Genomic DNA, 21032 nt, shown 5'->3' on the forward strand with positions numbered 1-21032 from the left:
CTAGCCAATAATAGTCGTTATCGCTTGCTCTAGTTTCGCCATCCCCTGCTCGATATCTTGTTCACCGATAATCAAAGAGGGGGTGAACCGCAGGACGTCGCTCCCAGCTGACAGTAGCAATAATCCTTGCTCTGCAGCAGCCTGAATAATATCGCGGAGCCGACCTGCATACTCAGGGGTTAACTGTGCGCCAATCAATAGGCCTTTCCCCCGAATCGCGGTGAATAGATGATAACGCTGATTGATAGCCTCTAATGCCGCAACGAACCATTGATGGCGTTGTGCGACACCCTCTAATAACTGCGGATTATTGATAATATCCAGTGAGGCTTCCGCTACTGCACACGCTAAGGGATTACCCCCATAGGTCGTTCCGTGGGTGCCTGGCGTCATCACTCTCGCGATATCTTCCCGTGTGAGCATGGCGCTAATAGGAAAACCACCGCCTAGCGCTTTGGCAGAGGTGAGTATATCTGGGGTCACCGTAGAATGTTGATACGCGAACAGTTTGCCAGTACGACCCATACCCGTCTGAACTTCATCAAATATTAGCAAGGCCTGATGCTGATCACATAGCTGACGTAGGCCTGTGAGAAATTCCTCGGTTGCAGGCATGACGCCACCTTCACCTTGGATCGGTTCGACAACGATCGCACAGGTATGATCGTCCATCACCGCCTTAACGGCAGCGAGATCATTGAAGGGTACATGCACGATATCCGCCGGTTTTGGCCCGAATCCATCGGAATATTTAGGTTGCCCGCCGACCGTAACAGTAAAAAATGTTCGGCCATGAAAAGCATGATGAAAGGCAATAATTTTTGTTTTATAGGGACTTATCGTAGTGGTCGTGTAATAACGAGCAAGTTTGAAAGCCGCTTCATTTGCTTCTGCACCCGAGTTTGCAAAAAAAGCGCGATCGGCAAAGGTTGCTGCGGTCAGTTTCTTTGCGAGACGTAATGCTGGCTCATTAGTAAAAATATTACTTAAATGCCAAAGCTGCTCGCTCTGCTTTTGCAGCGTATCGACGAGAACAGGGTGGCAGTGTCCCAAGGCCATGACGGCTATTCCGCCCGCGAAATCGATATACTCTTTACCTTGCTGATCCCACACTCTGCTACCTTTGCCTTTCACAGGTACAAATTGTGCAGGGGCATAAATTGGGAGTATTACCTCGTCGAAAGCAGCACGAGTAACGGGCGTCTTTATTACCGACATGTCACGTCCTTAGCAATTGTTAGATATTAGAATAAATATACATTTATATTGCATATAAAATCAAATCATCCTCGACCTAAGACAAAATTGTTCAATAAGTTGAGTCCTTGCTCACTGAGAATACTTTCTGGATGGAACTGGACACTCTGGATTGCAAGGTGCCGATGACGAAGACCCATTATCGTGGGTAAATCATCGCCTTCATCAACCCAAGCCGTTATTTCAAGCTCACGAGGTAGTGACGCCGCTTCCACAATCAAGGAGTGGTAACGGGTGACTGTGAGAGGGCTAGGAAGGTCGGTAAAAATCCCTTTATTGTTGTGCCGAATTGCCGAGGTTTTACCGTGCATGACGTGCTGTGCGCGGATCACTTTACCACCAAATGCTTGAGCAATAGCCTGGTGCCCAAGGCAGACACCCAAAATAGGGAGTTTTCCAGCAAAATAGTCAATTGCGTTTAGAGAAATCCCCGCCTCGTTTGGCGTACAAGGGCCAGGTGAAATAACCAGATGGCTTGGATCCAAAGCCTCAATCTCAGAGAGGGTTATCGCATCATTACGAACAACCCGGACCTCTACTCCACACTGGCAAAAGTATTGATAGAGGTTCCAAGTGAACGAGTCGTAGTTATCGATGATTAAGAGCATAGGTATTTCACCAGGCAAAGAAAGGTAGAACCATGATAGAGGATGGATCCAAGCACACCACAAAGTATGCTTGGAAAATCGATTAAGGTAAGACCTTTACTGATAGAAGGGTAACTGGCTTGACCGGAACGTTTTGGTAAGGCCCACTATTCGTCGTCTCGACGTGAGAGATTTTCTCTGCTACATCAAGACCTTTAGTCACTTTACCAAACACCGCATAACCGAAATCTCTCTGGCCATGATCGAGGAAAGCATTGTCTGCAACATTGATAAAGAATTGGCTGGTGGCACTATCTTTATCCGCCGTTCTAGCCATTGAAATCGTACCGCGTGTATTACGCAGACCGTTATCGGCCTCATTTTTAATTGGCGATTGAGTGGATTTCTGCTGCATATCTGCCGTGAAACCACCGCCTTGGATCATGAAACTTGGAATTACGCGATGAAATATAGTGTTGTTGTAGAAGCCACTATTTACATAGTGTAGAAAGTTTTTCACGGTAACTGGCGCTTTCTCATCGTTCAAGGTGAGTTCGATATTCCCCTCTGATGTTGTCATTAGCACATGAGTATCCGCTATCGCGCAATGTGTGGTGGCTGCTAGAGAAAGCAATGCGCAGGCAGTAGCGAGTGTTTTTCTGAACATAAGTAAGTATCCTTTGAGGAAAGAGTGTAAATACTGACGCTGATTGTAAGGAGTATTTCATTATGACAGCTAGGGATTTACTCACTTATATCTGCCTAACCGCAGCATAAAATATTGCCAATCAGTAAATTTGACTAGCGATAGCCATTAATAAGGAAATATTTTATACATTGTGAGCATCATTATTTATAAACCGACGTGTTGGCATTACAATCGAGCGCTTCACTCTTCGGACTATTCCTTTAACGGGTATTAATGATGATGCAAATAAAACGAACCGGGCTCACCTGGATAAGCTTTCTCTCTTACGCTTTAACAGGTGCGCTGGTGATCGTAACGGGAATGGTGATGGACAATATCGCTCACTATTTCAATGTCCCAGTAACCAGTATGAGCAACACTTTTACGTTTCTGAATGCAGGGATTTTAATCGCTATTTTTCTTAACGCTTGGTTAATGGAACTTGTTCCGCTGAAAAAACAGCTTATTTTTGGCTTTATCTTGATGTTAATAGCAATAGCAGGGCTGATCCTGGGTCATTCAATTGCGATTTTCTCAGCCTGTATGTTCATACTCGGTGTTGTCAGTGGAATAACGATGTCTATCGGGACCTTCTTGATTACCCACCTCTATGAAGGTCGGCAACGCGGTGCCCGTTTACTCTTCACCGACTCTTTTTTCAGTATGGCTGGAACCCTCTTTCCAATTATTGCCGCGGCGGTACTCTCTCGTCATCTCCCATGGTATCTAGTCTACTGTGCTATCGGATTGATTTACGTCGCGATTTTTATCATTACGCTTTTCACAGAATTTCCAATACTCGCTAAAAATGCTCAGCAGCAGCATCAACCTAAAGAGAAATGGGGTCCGGGGGTCTTTTTACTCGCACTTGCCGCCCTGTGTTATATCTTAGGACAATTGGGTTTTATTGCCTGGGTACCCGACTATGCGACCAAAGTATTAGGTTTCGAGTTGGGTCGAGCCGGACAGCTGGTCGGGAATTTTTGGACCGCTTACATGGTCGGTATGTGGGTATTTAGCGTCGTACTGCGTTTTATTGATTCTCAAAAACTGTTGGTTTTACTCACAGCGTTAGCCTCATTACTGATGTTTTGGTTCAACCACGCGCAAGATCCTAATATGCTCCACCTGATTATCGCGGCATTAGGCTTCTTCTCCAGCGCGATTTACACCACGATCATCACGCTAGGTTCACAACAAACGAGAGTCGCGTCGCCTAAGCTCGTTAATTTTATTCTGACCTGTGGCACCATCGGAACCATGTTAACGTTCGTGGTCACCGCCCCGATTGTCAGCCACGATGGACCACACGCTGCCCTACTAACTTCTAACAGCCTCTATCTCACCGTATTTATCTGTTGTTTACTATTGGGATTCGTCACTAAGCATCGCGTTAATCAAGTTAAGCATTAAAAAAAAACGGTAGAGGATCTCTCTACCGTTTTCTTATCAAGCGCTGGTGTTGATCAAGGACGAGCGACAAACCCTATTGCTTCATAGACCTTATCCAGAGTTTGTTTGGCCTGCAAACTCGCCTTCTGTGCACCCTCTTTCATAATTTTATTCAGTAACGCTTCGTCATTACGGAAATGGTGATAGCGTGCCTGTAACTCCGTCAACATACCGGATACCGCTTCAGCGACTGCACCTTTGAGATGCCCATACATCTGGCCTTCAAATGAACGTTCGAGTTCAGCGATCGACTGCCCAGTTACTCCTGATAGGATATCCAACAGGTTAGAGACCCCAGGCTTATTTTTTACATCGTAGCGAACAACCGGTGGCTCATCAGAATCCGTCACCGCACGTTTTATCTTTTTAACTACCGCTTTCGGCTCTTCAAGTAATCCAATAACGTTATTACGGTTATCGTCCGACTTAGACATTTTCTTCGTAGGTTCGAGCAGCGACATTACTCGAGCGCCAGACTTAGGAATAAAAGGTTCCGGTACCTTAAAAATATCACCGTAAATAGCGTTGAATCGCTGTGCAATATCCCGACTTAACTCTAGATGCTGCTTTTGGTCTTCACCCACCGGGACTTGCTGTGTTTGGTACAGCAGGATATCCGCAGCCATCAATACTGGATAATCAAAGAGACCAGCATTAATATTTTCTGCGTAACGTGATGATTTGTCTTTGAACTGCGTCATACGACTCAGCTCGCCGAAGTAGGTGTAACAGTTTAGTACCCATGATAATTGAGCATGCTCTGGAACATGGGATTGTACAAATATTGTTGATTTCTCAGGATCGATACCACATGCAAGATAAAGCGCCAATGTATCAAGAGTCGCTTTACGCAATGCCTGTGCATCTTGACGCACAGTAATGGCGTGTTGATCGACGATACAGTAAATACAATGGAAATCATCCTGCATCTGTACCCATTGACGCAGCGCCCCCATGTAGTTACCGATTGAGAGTTCTCCGGATGGCTGCGCACCGCTAAAGACGATTGGTCTTGTCATTATTTCTTATCCTGGATATTACTTCCCAATAAGGGAGAGAAGATGATCAAATTGATGAATAACGTGGTCGGGTTGGCTATCTTCAATCGGTTCACCATAATTGTAGCCGTATGATAACCCGACCGACTTCACACCCGCTGCGTGAGCCGCTTGAATATCGTTACGCGAATCGCCGACAAACAGGAGCTCGTCACGGAGTAGGCCAAATTGCCCGAGAACCATAAAAATAGCGGCTGGATGCGGTTTTTTAACCGGAACGTCGTCACCACCAATGATTAAACCGAAGTAATGATCGATATGTAAGCTTTCTAATAGCGGACGAACGAAAGGCGTTGGTTTATTGGTGACAATCGCCAAAGGGATCCCTTCAGCATGGAGTGCTTCTAGAACGTCTGTCACATGACTGAATAGCTGACTCCCTTCCTCTGCTGTGTGGAGATAGTGGTGGTCAAAACAGCTGCGGCCTTGGGCAAGCTGCGTTTCGTCTGGAGTCTCTCCAAGCGCCCAGGTCAGTGCTCGACTAACCATAACGTCTGCTCCATTGCCAATCCAACGCACAACATTCTCAACACCGGCCGCAGGTAGTTGTAAATCTGCAAGCATGAGGTCGATTGCACTGGCTAAGCCTGGTGCGCTATCGATTAGCGTTCCATCCAAATCAAAGGCTATCCCGCGAATATTAGTGAAAGGAGCCATTGGCTTTCTCCACTTCGCAACGCATTTCTGCAATAACCGTACGATAATCGGGCTGGTTGAAAATAGCGGATCCCGCAACAAACATATCTGCGCCGGCAGCGGCTATCTCTGCAATATTATCGACTTTGACTCCACCATCGATTTCTAGCCGGACATCGTACCCACTTTGATCGATACGCTTACGGACTTCGCGCAACTTCTGTAATGTTGAGGGAATAAAGCTTTGGCCACCAAACCCTGGGTTAACAGACATTAAAAGGACGATATCAATCTTATCCAGCATATAGTCTAAGTAAGTTAAGGGAGTAGCGGGATTAAATACTAGCCCCGCTTTACAGCCATGTTCTTTAATTAATTGCACAGTGCGATCAACGTGCTCACTGGCTTCAGGGTGGAAAGTAATAAAGCTTGCTCCGGCTTTAGCAAATTCGGGGATTAACGCATCAACGGGTTTGACCATGAGGTGTACATCGATTGGCGCAGTGATCCCATAGTCTCGGAGTGCTTTTAATACCATCGGCCCCATTGTTAGATTAGGCACATAGTGATTATCCATCACATCGAAGTGGACAACATCACCCCCCGCAGCAATTGCCTTAGCCGTATCTTCACCTAATCGAGCGAAGTCGGCAGAAAGAATGGATGGCGCAATTAAGTAATTTTTCATGCAATTCTCCGAGAGTAGAGTATCCGGCTCCAGCTGTGCTGATTTACCGATTTAACATTAAGTATACAGTGCTAATAGTTCATCAATCCTAGTTCGTCCATTGGCACTACGACTAATTGAACGTCTTGTCGTGACAATGTGTAGTGTAGCCTCTTGGTACCACTTGCGTGTCGACTCTGTGTCATGATTCGAGATTAGCACAGGCACATCTTTCTTTTGTGCCAGTTTATGAGCCAACTCTGCCAAAAGCGCTTGTTCCTTGGCGGTGAAACTATTCGTATGGTAAGCGGTAAAATTAGCCGTCGAGGAGAGGGGAGCATACGGAGGATCACAGTACACTACCGAGCCTTTTCTGACCCGTGAGAGAGTTTGTACATAAGACTCGCACGCGAACGTTGCTTGTTGTGCCCGTTCAGCAAACCACTCCAACTCCGCCTGTGGGAAGTAAGGCCTCACGTATCTGCCAAAGGGAACGTTAAATTGCCCGCGCAGGTTGTACCGGCACAGGCCATTATAGCCATGGCGATTTAGGTAGAGGAAAAGTAGGGCTCGATAGTAAGGATCTGCACTCTCATTGAATAACCGACGATGCGTATAATAAACGTCGGCATCATTCATTTCCGGTGTAAAGAAGACTCGTGCATCGGAAATAAACTGGCTACTATTATGTTTGATAATAGTATAGAGGTTGATCAAATCGCTATTTATATCAGCAAGATAGTATTTCTTGTAGTCGGTGTTGAGAAACACCGAACCCGCCCCAACAAAAGGCTCAACTAGGCAGTCACCTTGCGGTAAATGGCGTTGGATATCGTCTAATAGGAGATACTTGCCCCCGGCCCACTTTAGAAAAGCGCGATGTTTCTTCATGTTGTCGTATCAAAGATTATTGTATGAGATGTTGCGGTTATCCGGACAACAGATTGGCGCTTAAATAGAGGGCTGCATAGCGCAGCCCTGTAGAGATTACTGAGCGGATTCTTTACGAACTTGGCTCATTGGCTTAACCCAAGGGCTTTTAGCTTTTACAGCTTCTGGCAGAGATGAGATAGCGCTTTTTGCTTCTGCGGGGGTTTTATAATTTCCGGTTGTTAAAACATACCAGGCTTGACCGTTACGAGAGGTTTTGTAAACCTGATAACCCGTCAGATTCTGCTGTTTCGCCCACGCATTCAGTGTATCTTCGCGGCTTGCACCACTCAATTGCAAGGTGTAGCCTTTGCCTGAGGTAGTGGCCTGTGAAGTTACAGGTGCTTGCGACTGCTTGGTCGTTGGTGACGTCACTGGAGCAGGAGCTGGCTTCGCCGGTTGTGGAGCAACCGTGGTCGTTACAGGCGTTCGCTTCTCTACGGTTTTCGCGGGTGCCTTAGGCTCTACTGTATTTCTCGTTTCAGTACGCACAGGCTGGCGATGTGCGATTCTCTCGCGATTCTCGGATACCGTATTGTGAGCTTCAGAACGGTGACTCGGTTGACGTGGTTCGTTATGTACCACTGCCGGTTTAGACCGAGGATGTTGTTCATTCTGCAGTGAACGATGAGCTGGTGGAGTTGACTCAACACTGGTAGTAGGCTGCTGAGCGACCTGGTCTGTGTTACTCAACTTAGCATTACGGTCAAGCGTTGCAGCCCCTACCGGTAAGGCAGCGACAGTATTTTGGTCAACGGGTGAAGAATTCTGTTGAGCAGCCGTGCTGTTAGTATCGGCTACCCCATCTTGGGGAGAATTATCGCTAGGCGTAGCAGAGGTATCCGTCGCGGACGGGTTATCATTAGGCTGTTGGGTAGCCGTTGAGTCCGTCGACGTACCCGGCGAATTACCCGCCAAGTCGATATTTCTTTCACTACCTTGCGTAGTCGTCTGCTCACTCGAATTTGAGGGACTGTTTAATGCCGATCCTATCCCTAGAACCAATAGTAACAATACCAAGATTCCAACAGCAATCATAAGATGCTGCTTAGAGATCGGTAGTTTAGAGGACGGTGCAGGTTTTTTTCCACGAGGAGCAGGACGATCGCTCGTGTCAGGTTTTAATTCGTCTTCCGGTTGAAAGTCATCCATTGATCCACCTCATACGTATTCGGCTAAGTACCACCCTAGTGGCCCCGCTGACATTATTAGTTATTGTCTTACCTTAGCTAACACTTAGTTATGGCAGCTAAAACAGTATCATGTCCTACTCCAGAACGCACCTCAGCCTGACCTAAATCGGTAGGTAAGACCAAGCGTAGCTCTCCTGACAACACTTTTTTATCCCGCATCATGTGCGGGATATAGTCTTCGGCCAACATCTGCTGCGGCCCGTTTACCGGTAGCCCGGCACGCAGCAATAGCGCAATGAGTCGTTCTGTTAAGGAGGCACTGAATGTCCCGAGTTGTTCCGCAGTCCGTGCAGCCATTATCATGCCTGCTGCAACCGCCTCACCGTGTAACCAATTGCCATAGCCCATATGCGCTTCAATAGCGTGCCCGAAAGTATGTCCGAGATTTAACAATGCGCGCTTGCCTTGTTCTCGTTCATCTGCTGCCACGACTTCAGCCTTAAGCTCACAACAACGCCTGATACAGTAAGCCAAGGCTTCTTTATCCAAACGTCGAAGCGCATCAATATTTTGCTCTAACCATTCAAAGAAAGCGAAATCAAGAATCACGCCATATTTGATAACTTCTGCTAGCCCAGAAGATAATTCACGAGCTGGCAGGGTTTTTAAGCAATTGAGGTCTATGACTACTGAGGTCGGCTGGTAAAACGCGCCAATCATATTTTTCCCAAGGGGATGATTAACTGCCGTTTTTCCTCCAACCGATGAATCAACTTGAGATAACAGCGTGGTAGGCATTTGTATAAAACGCACACCACGCTGGTAGCTAGCTGCAGCAAAACCCGTCATGTCGCCGATCACTCCTCCCCCTAAAGCGATAAGGGTAGTATCACGACCATGCGGTTTTTCTAATAAAGCAGTAAATACCGTATCAAGCACCGTAAGTGACTTGTATTGCTCGCCATCAGGTAACACAACATAGTCGGCCTCGATCCCTAGTGCTGTAAGCTGTGCTAGCACAGAATGCAGATAGAGAGGAGCAACTGTTTCGTTGGTCACGACCATGACTGATTGGCGGGCGGTTAATGGCCAGTAAGATGCAGATTCACTGAATAAGCCAGCATCGATCGTGATCGGATAACTGCGTTCGCCAAGTGAAACTATCATCTTTTGCATCATCTTACTGACCCTCAACTGATACAACTAAGCTATATCGATTTAGTTATTTTCCAACATATGGATGATCTGATTGGCGACGACTTTTGCACTTTGTTCATCAGTACGAATAGTCACGTCAGCAATCTCTTCATAAAGAGGATTACGTTCACCAGCAAGGTCTTCCAAAACATCACGAGGAGGAGATTCGACCTGCAACAAAGGACGACGTTTATCACGCTGGGTCCGAGCAAGCTGCTTCTCGATGGTCGTTTCCAAATAGACCACAACACCGCGTGCGGATAAACGATTACGCGTCTCACGAGATTTTACCGAACCGCCGCCAGTCGCTAAGACAATGCCTTGCTTCTCGGTCAATTCATTGATGATTTTTTCTTCACGATCCCGGAAGCCCTCTTCGCCTTCAACATCGAAGACCCAGCCTACATCAGCCCCGGTACGACGCTCAATTTCTTGGTCGGAATCGAAAAATTCCATATTAAGTTGTTGAGCTAACTGACGACCAATAGTACTTTTGCCGGCACCCATAGGCCCAACCAGAAAGATATTACGTTTCTCTGCCATTTTTATCGGTACTACTAAGAATTCGTTGATGATACCCCATAGCCTCTATAGACAACGGGACAGAAACTGAGACCTCATAAGCATGTAACAAGAGTCAGGTGAAAAATTATCTCAACACTCAAGACCATTTGGCAACCAATTAAATGATTTATCAGCAACCTTTCACCTTGTGATGGGCAAAGGCTCCTGTCAGTCACTCTCATAGTACTATATTCAGGCCGATTGGGTGACGATTAATTAAACTCAGCGCTTAAGGTTCTTAAAAAATTGATAACCTTTTATGCTAATTAGCGCTTTACGTCAACGGTGAACCTCGATCTTACTCGAATTTACGGGAGATTTCCTGTCGGTAAAAGACGCGGTGTAATGAAAATGACAAGCTCTCTTTTTTGATGCTCGCGAGTCTGTTTTTGGAATAACAAACCGATAAGAGGGATCCTTCCCAATCCCGGTATCGCCGCCATGCCTTGATGTTGGTGCTGTTGAAAGATACCGCCTAGTGCGATGGTTGTACCATTCTCTACCACAACTTCTGTCTTAATTTCTTGCTTATCGATTGAAGGGGGGCCCTTCCCTTCGCTTTGTAACACTTTACCGGGCATATCTTGGTTTAGCCTTAGCCGTAAACGAATGTGCTGTCGCCCCACTCGCTCTGGCGTTACCTCCATACCGAGTACCGCTTCTTTAAAATTAATGACTGGATTATCGTTTTTACCGCTCACCGTTTGATAAGGTATTTCAGTCCCCTGCTTAATCGACGCTGTACGCCCTTGCGACGTCACGAGATGTGGGCTGGCGATAATTTCTATCTGGTTTTCTTGTTCTAATGCAGAGAGTTCGAGGTACAACAACTGACTGTCGATTTTTGCTATCGCAGCTTTGGCGCGCAATGCTGGTGCGTTTACACCCAAGTATGTCGTAAATTGAGCTCGTACTACGCCTCCTTCGCTAGAACTTGGGGGATCATTAAACCAAGAGACTCCTAATTCTCGTAAATGATCCTGGCTGATCGAAATCATCTGGGCTACGATTTCAATTTGCGGCTGAGGTTGGTCATGCAGCAAGATCCATTGCGTGATTTTCTCTAAGGACTGTTCATCATCCCAAATAATAATTTGCTGCTGTTGATGGTCCACATATAGTTTACCTTCGCGCCCAACACCATCGCGCGGTAAAGCAGTCAATTGCTTTTCAAGTTCAGAGGCTTCGATAAATTTTAGAGGAAAGATTCTCTGAATGAGCGGAGTTTTTTTGTTCTTCGATGGCGATGCATCTAGGTCACTTTCGATATTCTGCGGGTCCTCGGCGCGAACTAACAGAACATTGGCATGTTGAACGACCTCTACCCTCGCTAAATATTTGATAATATCCAGCGCATCTTGCCACTGCACATCTTTTAGCTGTAGGGTGAGAGTCTGTTCGACTGCGGGATCGACGACGAAATTTAACCCCTTTGCTGAGGCGAGCAAGGAAAATATATGTGCGAGTGATGCGTTATCTACATTAATCGATATTTTCGAGTCAGCATCAACCTCGAAGGTTACTAAGACAGTTAGCAATAGTAAAAGGTATTTCTTTACCCTGCACATTAGGTATCTCCTTTAAAACGAATCTTCACCGATTTGGGAAGGCAAGGAGGCGCAACCCTAATCTCGACCGCAGATAATTCTATTTGTGTAACCTGCCCATTTATAGATGGCAGGTTCATACCAATAGCTATTCTTTTTATTCCTAATGAAGGATGCGAGAGTAAAGCCTCCCGGCCCAATTCGCTGATTAATACGCCTTTTACGTGCCATCTTTCAAAGTAATGAGTAAACGCAGAACATCGCGACAAATCAAATGGCTGAAAGGGGTCTCTCTCACTAGCGAGAGCTTTCGTCGCGACCATAATCACGATCAACAACCAGCAGTAAAGGTTATCTTTTTTCATAACTAATCTTAATTAAAATAAGACCATTTTGCGCTGATAGCTGAAGCTGAGCCGGCTTTATAGGGTGTTTCAACTGAACTAGGGCATCCCACAATAGGGTGAATTCTTGCCAGCTTAGCAACAACGTAACACCTTGCTGATTTTCTTCGTCTTGCCAAGCGCTAATCCCTTTCCTGTAATTGAGAATAAATTCTGAAAAGGTGGCGACCGCTTCTATCCTCGACTGACTTATTTTTTCTATTAGTAGAAAGGTGGGTCCTTCGCGGCGATATTCGTTAATATTCGTTTCAGTACTGACCGTATTTTTTTCTAATTCTTGTAACCGCTGTTGTGTTAACTGATAGACCGGAGCGACACGATAAACGGTTAGAAAAAAAACAAGCACGATAATGATAATGATAATGAGCATAATTACCCACTGAATCCAATACGGTAAATAAATCAATTTTGTCCATTGTGTATTTTCAACCACTCTATTGGTCTCCCCCTAGTGGTGAAAGCGAAAAGCTTATCCTAAATTCATAGTAATCATCGTGTTGCTTTAGATCGTTTAACCTAAACGCCTTAACCTGATTAGAGGCTAGCAATTGTTGAACGAAGCCTTCTACTTCATCCAACCCTATAGTGTGGCCAGTTAAGACCCATCGCGATTGATTGACAGTGAGGGTTGTCAGCCAAGTATGTTCCGGGATGTGGTGAGTCAGCCAATGAAAAAAAAACTGTACGATGTCAGCTCGTTATAAATATGGTCGATAGCAGATTTTTCGATAACGAGCCGTTCGAACTGTAGGATAAGAGCTCGTTGCTGTTGGAGACGCTGAGCGAGTTCAGTGGATAGCTGTTGGTATAGCTTATTAAGGATGAGTAGCTGATCGGAGTCGCGTTGATAAAGGTTACAACCAACATGCATTAAACCAATCAGTCCAATGAGTAATATTATTCCACTGATTAGAACTAGACAGGTACGTTGAGCTAATTTCCTTCTTCGCCAATTAAGTAAGTTAATTTTATTCATAGATCATCAGCCTCACGTAATGCGAGCCCTAAAGCGATGGTTAATTCGTGATGCGATGCTAACTCTGCAAAGGATTGTCCCAATAACTTCGCTGCAGAAAAACGGACGATTCCACGTTGATTCTCAGCACTATTCTTCCCCGAATAAGAATATTCCTCGCAACGTACAGCGATCGCTTTTATCGCGTCGAAAGGAGTGTGAATATTATCGTTGAGAAGCTGTCCATGATTGTACTGCGGGGGCTGATAGATAGCCCACAGCCAAGTCCCGTAGTCTTCGACGATCAGGCCATTATTGGTGGTCTGCCTAAGTAATGAATAAAGCGCTGTCGACGCAATCTCTACCACATCGAGTTGTAATCCAACTGCTTTGAATAAGGCACAATACTCGTTCAGGATTTTATTTCTTGTTACGGTTACGCTGATCTCTGTTGCCATGTCAGGCCCTAAACAATAATCCCACGTTAACTCATGAAGATGGGAAAATAGGCGCTTAACCGAAAGTTGTACAAACCGTTCGAGAGGTAACCCAGTAAGCGTTGTGCACGGTAACGATAAAGTACGTAGTAAGACACACTGCGAGGGATAGCTGATGCGAAGCGAATAACGGTAAGGTAAGTACTTACGAAAAGTTCGTAAAATGGACAGCAACTCCTCAGTATTCTCCAGTAAACCCGTTGGGGTAAATACCGGCTCATTGAGTGGGTAAACCCACCAGCGCTGAAGAGACCACCGATTTTTTCGGCCTTTTATCGCGACAATACTGACTTGAGCGGTATTTATATGTAGTCCTATTTGCCATCCTTGGCTAAGCATTTTTATAACTCCTCGAGATCGGTGAGACATTTTGACGTATCAAAGCAGCCATGATGTCTTTATACTACGAGGCAATTGTTTATAAACTACCCAATAACGTTCTAGTGAGAGAGTTTAGGTGAAGGTCTTAAAGTATTTATTCATATTATTTATTTGCTGCATTTTTTTGGGAATAGGCTCTATTTATGGCTTATACAAATACATTGAACCTCAGCTTCCCGATGTAAACACCCTTAAAGAAGTCAAAATGCAAACCCCGATGCAGGTTTACAGCGCAGACGGTGAGTTAATCGCTCAATTCGGTGAAAAGCGCCGTATTCCGCTGACCCTGCAGCAAATGCCACCCGATCTTATTCACGCTTTTATTGCGACAGAAGATAGCCGTTTCTATGAACATCACGGTGTCGACCCGATTGGTATTTTTCGGGCCGCCTCCATCGCGATCTTCTCTGGACGAGCCTCTCAAGGGGCGAGTACTATCACGCAGCAATTGGCTCGTAACTTTTTTCTTTCACCCGAAAAGACGTTATTACGAAAAATTAGAGAAGCATTCCTCGCGATTCGTATTGAACAACTTTTTACCAAAGACCAAATACTCGACCTCTACTTAAATAAAATCTACCTCGGTTCCAGAGCTTATGGCGTGGGTGCGGCAGCTCACGTCTATTTCGGTAAAGATATTAACGATCTTAGTTTAAGCCAAATGGCGATGATTGCTGGATTGCCTAAGGCGCCGTCTACCTTTAATCCGTTGTATTCACATACTCGTGCGTTAGCCAGACGCAACGTTGTACTAGGACGAATGCTCGATCAGAAATATATCAGCCAACAGCAATATGAGCAGGCTATTAATGACCCGCTTATTTCACAGTATCATGGCCCGCAAGTCGTTTTCACCGCGCCATATATCAGCGAAATGGTCAGACAAGAGATGGTCAAACGCTATGGTGAAGACGCCTATAATGATGGCTACCAAGTCACTACGACGATTACCCGGACTTTACAAGAAGGCGCTCAACAAGCAGTCGTCGATAATGTTCTTAATTATGATATTCGCCATGGCTACCGTGGGCCGACAAAAATTCTTTGGAGTGGTGGGCAGACTGCCTGGGATGAAGTAAAAATTAAGAAAACACTTACGGCCTATCCTACCTATGGGCCACTCGTGCCAGCCGTAGTACAAACGATGAACGCTGACTCAGCACAAGTCATTCTCAAGGATGGTTCTACTCAGACCCTAACCTTAGCGAGTGTACGTTGGGCTCGACCTTTTAAAAATGACAATCTACAGGGAGCAACACCGCGTTCCGTCAGTCAAGTATTGGCCTCTGGTCAGTTAATTTGGGTGAGGGCTGTCGGTGAAGGGTGGTCGCTGGCACAAGTCCCTCAGGTCAATTCAGCTCTCGTCTCACTCGATTCACACAATGGTGCTATTAAAGCGCTTGTAGGAGGATTTGACTTCTCCCAGAGCATGTTTAATCGTGCCACCCAAGCATTGCGTCAAGTTGGCTCGAACATTAAACCTTTCTTATATACTGCGGCGATGGATAAAGGCCTCACCTTAGCCACAATTCTTAATGACTTGCCGATTTCACGTTGGGATGCCGGCGCCGGTTCCGATTGGCGGCCCCACAACTCTCCAAATGTTTATGCAGGCCCAATGCGGCTAAGACAAGGCCTTGGCCTTTCTAAAAACGTTGTGATGGTACGGGCAATGCGTGCGATGGGTGTCGATTATGCGGCACAATATCTTCTTCGTTTTGGATTCCCTGAGCAAAATATCGTCCGCACTGAATCATTAGCCTTAGGCGCTGCATCCTTTACCCCGATACAAGTGGCTAGAGGGTATGCAATCCTGACGAACGGTGGCTTCCAAGTCGAACCTTGGCTAATCAGTAAAATTAGCGATCCACAGGGTAATGTATTATTCCAAGAAACACCGAAGGTCGCTTGTCCAGAATGTAACTCTCCCACCTTATTCGCCACTGCGCAGAATACTGTGCAATTAGACGACGATAAGACGGAAAATGTGGCACATGCGGAGCAGCCTACACCTGATGGTACACCGCTCACAGATCTGAATACGGTGAATAAAGACTCGAATAACGATCCTTATGCCCCCCACGTTATTAGTACACCACTCTCTTTCTTAATTAAGAGTGCAATGAACTCTAACATCTTCGGTGAACCTGGCTGGCAAGGAACAGGCTGGCGTGCGGGGCGAGATTTACAGCGTAACGATATAGGCGGTAAAACGGGCACAACTAATAGTTCAAGAGATGCGTGGTTCTCTGGTTATGGTCCGGGTATCGCTACCTCGGTATGGATTGGCTTCGATAATCCGAGTCATGCCTTGGGACGTACCACAGCCTCCGGCGCGATTAGCGATCAAACATCAGGCTACGAAGGCGGAGCAAAGAGTGCACAGCCTGCGTGGGATGATTTCATGAAAATCGCGTTGCAGGGCGTACCGCTGCAACCGCTAACCCCACCAGAGGGTATTACAACAGTTACTATTGATAGGACGACAGGTAAGCTGTCTCATGGCGGCGGAAATAGTCGTGCTGAGTATTTCATTACCGGTACCGAACCAAAAGAATACCCGCTACAGGAGACCAGCACCACGATAGGTTCCGGTGCGCAAAGTCAGGATTTATTTTAAACGCAACAAGCGGGTTAATCTATTAACCCGCTTAACCAAAAATATGAGCAAAATGAGGTTGTTTGGTTATCCATTCACGTAGCAGGAACATGGCACTAACATTTCTCGCTTCTTGAAATTGTGGATGGTCAAGTAGATCAATAAGAGTTCTTAGCGGCCAGCGATGTACGAGTAGTGGCTCTGGCTCGTCTCCCTCCAACCATTCCGGATAAAGCTGTTCAGCGACCAAAATATGCATACGGCTCGAAAAATAGGAAGGGGCCATCGTGACATGCCCTAGAAGGGTCAACTGTTTTGCTCCCATCCCGACTTCTTCCTTAAGCTCCCTAACCGCGGCTTGCTGTGGGGTTTCACCCGCGTCGATTAACCCCTTGGGGAAGCCCAATTCGTAACTTTCGATCCCTACAGCATATTCTTCGATCATCAACACCTCTTCGCCTTCCAGCGCGAGGATCATCACAGCTTCACGCCCTGCCGGTTTCATCCGTTCATAAATGCGTTCAACGCCATTACTAAAACGTAATTGGACGGATTGGATAGTAAACAGACGTGAGCTCGCTACTTCGGATATACGCAATATTTGCGGTTTTTTCAGCGAAGACATGGTTCACCTCATAATGACCAATAATAGGGCACTATTGAAACATAGCCGGAGTTAAGCAACCAACCAATTTTGCGGCCGTTTAATCGAAAAATCTATTTTAGGTAGGTGATAATAAGATTATCCTGATTTATTATTCTTGTGCACCACACTAAATTGACGCAGGATAACGCCGACTATTTTACTCATTGTTCTTCCGAACTAGTCACATTGAACTCGATACTTCACTGGCCATAAGGCTGACCACTTATTTGCTCTGGGTAACGCATGAGTGTTTTTATTTTTCTATTGCTGGTTCTACTGTTCTGCATACTTTTTGTCTGGACAAAGATACTGCTACCCCAAAAACATCTACGTGCCCAACATCAAGAACTGAATACCATCGCTCAACGTCAGCTTACTGAAGACGAGGGTAGGCTCTGCCGTCACTATCTACAACAACGCTCTCCTTCACCGACGAGTTTTGTTCATCGCTTATTATATAAAACTAATCGGTCACGTAATGTGTGTACTTTACGCGATAAATCCGTCTATATAATCAATCACTCCATCACGCATTATAGCTTGTCGGCGAGTGTTCCAGAGCGTAATCGTTACTATCTTGATGCCCTTGAGGTTCAGCTTCCTCCAAACGGGCAACCCTTCATTGCCGCAGACAATACTATTGAATTAGTCTATACCAACCAATTACCATTAATTATCGGCTTAAACGGTCACCGATTACTCGATGATATTGAGAATACTGCTCCGCCAGCGACATTTTCTACGGCAACAGATACCTCGATTCGTAAAGAAACCAGCGAGCGCGTGACTATCGTAGACGTTCGCCGACAAAGTTTTGAAGAATATACGTTGAGCCACGAGAAGAATATTAGTGAGGCATTGATTCTTTGTTGTGCATTACTGCTGATCTTTTGTAGTCTCCTTACGCCATTAAAATTAATGCCGTGGATTCTACTGATTAGCGTACTCATTATTTTACCCTGCCTCTGGTTTATGTATCGCCGCCCTCCACGAAGTCATTTACAAGAAATTAGAACGATGCGGGGATTATTAAAACCTTGGGGCCTGTTCGGCGAAGCTAATCCCAAACAACAAAGCCTCTCTCTAGGTATTATCGACTTATATTATCCTGAACATTGGTATCCCTATATCCAACAGGACATTGGCAAAGAAACAATTATCGAGGTGGACGGGCAAAACCGCGTTGTAAAGCACGGTGCGTTGCTTTCGCTCACTAATGAAGTTAAACGCTTTCCCCTGCAGAATTGGCGTCATAATTTGACCTTGTCTGCTGGATCATTAGTTATTCTGATTATGACGACGAGTTGGCTGCCTACTGGTATCTCCTTTAATATTGCCTTGGCTCGCTTACAAGGAGAACAGCACGTAACAGTTAGCAATGTGGAGCAATTGACACAACATACGCTACATGTCGGTGATGTGATTAATATTAAAGGTACGGGAAGATGTATAGTCCCGCATACCTATCAAAGTAATCGAACCTACGATTTTCTACCTTTTGACTGTTCCACTATCTATTGGAATAAAAATCACGCCAGCACCTTACCTCCTTCACTTATTATTGCGCAAACGCAGGCTTTACTGGCAACAACATCACAACAGCTCGCGCCAGAGAATAACGATCTTAAAGGGATAAATCCGCAGCTCGCCTCTGCCATCCAGAAATCAGGGATGATCTTACTCAATAATTTCGCCGATATTGTGCTGAAAACCGCTCAGCTTTGCTCTGCTAATGAAGATTGCCTCCGCTTAAAAAGCGCCTTAGTTAATTTGGAGAATGCCAAAGACTGGCCGCACTTAGTTGACCAGGCAAAGTCTGGAAAGCTAGATGGGTTAAACGTTTTATTACGACCTAATAGCGCACAAAATCTTACTAGCCTCGTCGATGCGGCGACGCTGACTTTCATGAGTAACGAAACGCGTAAAACGATTGAATCGCTCAGTCATTTACCAAAGGCGGGTTATCTATTTATCAATGGACAGGGAAAACTCCTCGTCGACCAAGAGCAGCCCGAAACGTCGCTTTTTGATTTAGCGCCAGCAACGCAGTGGAAAGAATTGCAACGCATCTCTACACAGTTACTGAATACCCCTTTCACCTTGTCAGGAATTATTACATCGTTACAAAACGACAGTCAGGGCACGCTTCATGTCGTTGTGCATCAGGAACCTAATTCTAATGCCCTGTGGCGATATATCATCACTACGTTATTTCTAGCATGTCTAGTGGTTCTCATTGTAGTCAATACGCTACTAGGTATTCATCGCTTACGTCGAGACTTTATCCGTTATGCTCGTATTCAAGATGACTACAACACCGCTATCGCGAATGCCTCTCCTCTTCTGCTTTCCCATCTAAAGAATGATGGTTAAGGTTAAGTCTTACTGCTAAGCTTGTGCTAGTTTGTCTCTAGGAGGCACACATGCAAACGATCCAGACGCACTCATCACTCGATAAAGTTAGACTCGACAAATGGCTCTGGGCGGCACGCTTTTATAAGACGCGCGCCCTAGCCAGAGAGATGATCGAGGGAGGAAAGGTTCATTACAATGGCCAACGAAGTAAGCCCAGTAAATGGGTAGAGGTCGGTGCCTCACTGCAAGTTAGGCAGGGTAACGACCTACGCACTGTCGTCGTCGTCGCGCTAAGTGAACATCGGCGTAGCGCTAACGAGGCGCAGCTCCTCTACCAGGAGACTGAAGAGAGCGTTACCAAACGTGAAGCTATCGCGCTGGCTCGTAAGATGAATGCTCTCACTATGCCTCATCCTGACCGTCGCCCTGATAAAAAAGAGCGCCGTGATTTGATTAAATTTAAGATAACGGGCGATTAACCACGCCCTAAAGAGAAAATAATGTCCGTTCAAGATCAACTTCATCGTTATTTATTTGCTGATGCCGCCGTACGTGGTGAACTGGTGAATGTCAGCCATACCCTGCAAGCTATCGTTGAAGGCCATGACTACCCCATTGCTGTTAGAAACCTCATGGCAGAGATGTTGGTCACGACAAGTTTGATGACTGCTACGCTAAAATTTGAAGGGGATATTACTGTACAACTACAGGGTGATGGTCCTTTAGCGATGGCGGTTATCAATGGTAATGATAAGCAAGAATTACGTGGTGTTGCACGCGTACGCGCTGATATTGCAGAAGAAGCAACGCTAGCTGAAATGCTTGGCGAAGGCTACTTGGTTATTACTATTACGCCAGCCAAAGGCGAACGTTATCAGGGTATCGTTGCGTTAGAAAAACCAACGTTCGCGGAATGTATTGAAGAATACTTTTTACGTTCAGAACAACTTCCGACTCGATTAATTATCCGTAATAATCTGCAAGGTGCTGCAGGGATCTTGCTCCAAGTGTTACCGAGTGAGGATAAAGATAACGAGGCCCTCACCCACCTCTCCACGCTTGCCACGACCGTCACGGAAGAAGAGCTAATTACCCTACCAGCGACAGACGTTTTATGGCGTCTCTTCCATCAAGAAGAAGTCACCGTTTACGACCCGCAGCCCGTCCAGTTCAAGTGCAGTTGTTCTCGACAACGTTGTGGTGAAGTACTTAAAACCGTCTCTGTCGAAGAAATTGATACCATTTTGGCCGAAGATGGAAAAATCGATATGCATTGCGACTATTGCGGTAGTCATTATCTCTACGATGCGGTCGACGTTGCCAATATTCGCAACGATGTACCGCTAAGCAATTCCTCGATCCATTAGTATCCCAAGCGGGGAGCAACCCCCGCTTATCCCGTTCTATACCGTAGAGATGATGCTCTTTTTTTAGGGAGTAATATAACTCGGGTCACACTTTGCTGCCTCTCTGCTTTTC

At 45.8% G+C, this 21032-nt stretch carries 22 protein-coding genes; 5 read left to right on the forward strand and 17 right to left on the reverse strand.

What is annotated here, in order from left to right; all coding sequences use genetic code 11:
* The 3 genes from HGT70_RS12905 to ppiA all read right to left on the reverse strand — a co-directional run bounded on the left by HGT70_RS12905 (position 1) and on the right by ppiA (position 2511).
* Positions 1 to 1218, reverse strand: a complete 1218-nt coding sequence (locus HGT70_RS12905; RefSeq protein WP_214196148.1) for an aspartate aminotransferase family protein — start codon at positions 1216 to 1218, stop codon at positions 1 to 3.
* 65 nt (positions 1219 to 1283) lie between these two features.
* Entirely contained in the window at positions 1284 to 1865 is a 582-nt protein-coding gene (locus HGT70_RS12910; RefSeq protein ID WP_214196149.1) for an anthranilate synthase component II, read from the reverse strand.
* 82 nt (positions 1866 to 1947) lie between these two features.
* On the reverse strand, positions 1948 to 2511 hold the full coding sequence (ppiA, locus tag HGT70_RS12915; RefSeq protein ID WP_071433284.1) for a peptidylprolyl isomerase A: 564 nt from the start codon (positions 2509 to 2511) through the stop codon (positions 1948 to 1950).
* A gap of 258 nt (positions 2512 to 2769) precedes the next feature.
* On the opposite strand from ppiA, the gene tsgA reads away from it, so the two are divergent.
* Positions 2770 to 3945, forward strand: coding sequence for an MFS transporter TsgA (gene tsgA / locus HGT70_RS12920; protein WP_071433282.1), 1176 nt, complete (start codon positions 2770 to 2772; stop codon positions 3943 to 3945).
* A gap of 53 nt (positions 3946 to 3998) precedes the next feature.
* Here the strand turns inward: tsgA and trpS are convergent, their stop codons facing one another.
* From trpS to HGT70_RS12985, 13 genes are all read right to left on the reverse strand, one after another.
* Positions 3999 to 5003, reverse strand: coding sequence for a tryptophan--tRNA ligase (gene trpS, locus HGT70_RS12925; protein ID WP_214196150.1), 1005 nt, complete (start codon positions 5001 to 5003; stop codon positions 3999 to 4001).
* An 18-nt stretch (positions 5004 to 5021) separates the two neighbouring features.
* On the reverse strand, positions 5022 to 5699 hold the full coding sequence (locus HGT70_RS12930; RefSeq protein ID WP_071433278.1) for a phosphoglycolate phosphatase: 678 nt from the start codon (positions 5697 to 5699) through the stop codon (positions 5022 to 5024).
* Positions 5683 to 6366, reverse strand: coding sequence for a ribulose-phosphate 3-epimerase (gene rpe, locus HGT70_RS12935; RefSeq protein ID WP_071433276.1), 684 nt, complete (start codon positions 6364 to 6366; stop codon positions 5683 to 5685). Before rpe ends, HGT70_RS12930 begins: the two co-directional genes overlap by 17 nt.
* 57 nt (positions 6367 to 6423) lie before the next feature.
* On the reverse strand, positions 6424 to 7236 hold the full coding sequence (dam, locus tag HGT70_RS12940) for an adenine-specific DNA-methyltransferase (protein ID WP_071433274.1): 813 nt from the start codon (positions 7234 to 7236) through the stop codon (positions 6424 to 6426).
* 96 nt (positions 7237 to 7332) lie between these two features.
* A complete protein-coding gene (locus tag HGT70_RS12945) occupies positions 7333 to 8427 on the reverse strand; it encodes an SPOR domain-containing protein (RefSeq protein WP_214196151.1) in 1095 nt (364 codons plus the stop codon).
* Between the two features lie 77 nt (positions 8428 to 8504).
* Positions 8505 to 9584: a 3-dehydroquinate synthase gene (gene aroB, locus HGT70_RS12950; RefSeq protein WP_071435195.1), complete on the reverse strand. Its 1080-nt coding sequence runs from the start codon at positions 9582 to 9584 to the stop codon at positions 8505 to 8507.
* A gap of 42 nt (positions 9585 to 9626) precedes the next feature.
* Positions 9627 to 10148, reverse strand: a complete 522-nt coding sequence (gene aroK, locus HGT70_RS12955; RefSeq protein ID WP_071433270.1) for a shikimate kinase AroK — start codon at positions 10146 to 10148, stop codon at positions 9627 to 9629.
* Positions 10149 to 10477: 329 nt separating this feature from the next.
* Entirely contained in the window at positions 10478 to 11707 is a 1230-nt protein-coding gene (gene pilQ, locus HGT70_RS12960; RefSeq protein WP_214196152.1) for a type IV pilus secretin PilQ, read from the reverse strand.
* A 29-nt stretch (positions 11708 to 11736) separates the two neighbouring features.
* A complete protein-coding gene (locus tag HGT70_RS12965) occupies positions 11737 to 12081 on the reverse strand; it encodes a hypothetical protein (RefSeq protein ID WP_214196153.1) in 345 nt (114 codons plus the stop codon).
* Entirely contained in the window at positions 12068 to 12553 is a 486-nt protein-coding gene (locus HGT70_RS12970; protein WP_214196154.1) for a hypothetical protein, read from the reverse strand. Before HGT70_RS12970 ends, HGT70_RS12965 begins: the two co-directional genes overlap by 14 nt.
* A 1-nt stretch (position 12554) precedes the next feature.
* Positions 12555 to 12809, reverse strand: coding sequence for a PilN domain-containing protein (locus tag HGT70_RS16880; RefSeq protein WP_157725416.1), 255 nt, complete (start codon positions 12807 to 12809; stop codon positions 12555 to 12557).
* Complete coding sequence (locus HGT70_RS12980; protein ID WP_214196155.1) at positions 12782 to 13096, reverse strand: hypothetical protein; 315 nt, start codon at positions 13094 to 13096, stop codon at positions 12782 to 12784. Before HGT70_RS12980 ends, HGT70_RS16880 begins: the two co-directional genes overlap by 28 nt.
* Positions 13093 to 13911: a type IV pilus biogenesis protein PilM gene (locus HGT70_RS12985; protein ID WP_214196156.1), complete on the reverse strand. Its 819-nt coding sequence runs from the start codon at positions 13909 to 13911 to the stop codon at positions 13093 to 13095. Before HGT70_RS12985 ends, HGT70_RS12980 begins: the two co-directional genes overlap by 4 nt.
* Positions 13912 to 14029: 118 nt before the next feature.
* Here HGT70_RS12985 and mrcA point away from each other — a divergent pair, with 118 nt between their 5' ends.
* A complete protein-coding gene (gene mrcA, locus HGT70_RS12990) occupies positions 14030 to 16573 on the forward strand; it encodes a peptidoglycan glycosyltransferase/peptidoglycan DD-transpeptidase MrcA (RefSeq protein WP_214196157.1) in 2544 nt (847 codons plus the stop codon).
* 31 nt (positions 16574 to 16604) lie between these two features.
* On the opposite strand, the gene nudE is transcribed toward mrcA, so the two are convergent.
* Positions 16605 to 17177 carry an ADP compounds hydrolase NudE gene (nudE, locus tag HGT70_RS12995; RefSeq protein WP_071433258.1) on the reverse strand — a complete coding sequence of 191 codons (573 nt, stop codon included), beginning with the start codon at positions 17175 to 17177 and terminating at the stop codon, positions 16605 to 16607.
* 264 nt (positions 17178 to 17441) lie between these two features.
* Here nudE and HGT70_RS13000 point away from each other — a divergent pair, with 264 nt between their 5' ends.
* From HGT70_RS13000 to hslO, 3 genes are read left to right on the forward strand one after another with little or no spacing between them, the layout of a single operon-like run.
* Positions 17442 to 19571: an IgaA/UmoB family intracellular growth attenuator gene (locus HGT70_RS13000; protein ID WP_214196158.1), complete on the forward strand. Its 2130-nt coding sequence runs from the start codon at positions 17442 to 17444 to the stop codon at positions 19569 to 19571.
* A gap of 50 nt (positions 19572 to 19621) precedes the next feature.
* Positions 19622 to 20032 (forward strand): ribosome-associated heat shock protein Hsp15, encoded by a 411-nt coding sequence (hslR, locus tag HGT70_RS13005; RefSeq protein WP_071433253.1) that lies wholly within the window; start codon positions 19622 to 19624, stop codon positions 20030 to 20032.
* Positions 20033 to 20053: 21 nt separating this feature from the next.
* Positions 20054 to 20920 (forward strand): Hsp33 family molecular chaperone HslO, encoded by an 867-nt coding sequence (gene hslO, locus HGT70_RS13010; protein WP_071433251.1) that lies wholly within the window; start codon positions 20054 to 20056, stop codon positions 20918 to 20920.
* Positions 20921 to 21032: the final 112 nt, after the last annotated feature.

This window comes from Rosenbergiella collisarenosi, from assembly GCF_018494085.1.
GTDB classification, from domain to species: domain Bacteria; phylum Pseudomonadota; class Gammaproteobacteria; order Enterobacterales; family Enterobacteriaceae; genus Rosenbergiella; species Rosenbergiella collisarenosi.